Below are 1,031 nucleotides of genomic sequence, written 5' to 3'. Positions count from 1 at the left end.
TCGTAGTCGCGGTCGCCGTTCTCATCGAGCCCGTACCAGAGAGGGATCGGCACGCCGAAGAAGCGCTGGCGTGAGACGAGCCAGTCGCCGGTCAGGCCTCCGACCCAGTTCTCGTAGCGCACGCGCATGAAGTCGGGGTGCCAGGCGACTTCGGTGCCGTGCGCGAGCAGCTGGTCGCGGAGCTTCGCGTCGCGGGCGCCGTTGCGGATGTACCACTGCCGCGTCGACACGATCTCGAGCGGGCGGTCGCCCTTCTCGAAGAACTTCACCGCGTGGCTGAAGGGCTTGCCGACCGCGGTCATGTCGCCGGTCTCCAGGAGCTTCTCGACGATCGCCTTGCGCGCTGAGAACACGGTCTTGCCGGCGAGCTCGCCGGCATACCAGTCGATGGCCTCCGTGTTCGCGACGATCGACGGGGCGGTGGGCAGGAAGCGCCCGTCGAGCCCGATCGTCGTCATGTTCGGCAGGTCGCTGCCGTCGACGGTGCGCAGCTCGCGCCACCAGATGATGTCGGTCACGTCGCCGAAGGTGCAGACCATCGCCGCGCCCGTGCCCTTGTCGGGCTGCGCGAGGTGGTGGCCGTGGATCTCGATCTCGGCGCCGAAGAACGGCGTGCGCACCTTGGTGCCGATCAGGTGCTTGTGCGGCCCCTCGGGGTGCGTCACGATCGCGACGCAGGCGGGGAGCAGCTCGGGGCGGGTGGTCTCGATGGTGATCGAGCCCGAACCGTCGGCGAAGGGGAAATCGATGGTGTGGTAGGCGGCCTGCTGGTCGCGGTCCTCGAGCTCCGCCTGGGCGATGGCCGAGCGGAAGTCGATGTCCCACAGGGTCGGGGCGAGCGACTGGTAGGCCTCGCCGCGATCGAGGTTGCGCAGGAACGCGAGCTGGCTCTGGCGGATCGTGTCGTCGGAGATCGTGCGATACGTCTGGCTCCAGTCGACCGAGAGGCCGAGCTGGCGGAAGAGCGCCTCGAACTGCTTCTCGTCCTCGATGGTCAGGCGCTCGCACAGCTCGATGAAGTTGCGGCGGCT

The 1,031-nt window shown here is 68.3% G+C and carries 1 protein-coding gene; it reads right to left on the bottom strand.

Features of this window, described 5'->3' with window-relative positions; translation table 11 throughout:
- Positions 1-1,031 (bottom strand): class I tRNA ligase family protein (locus J7E68_RS18775; RefSeq protein ID WP_215175065.1); only part of this gene is annotated, 1,031 nt, incomplete at both ends.

Source organism: Microbacterium sp. ISL-103, assembly GCF_018613995.1.
Classification (GTDB): Bacteria; Actinomycetota; Actinomycetes; order Actinomycetales; family Microbacteriaceae; genus Microbacterium.
This window is presented reverse-complemented; position numbering and strand designations above follow the sequence as displayed.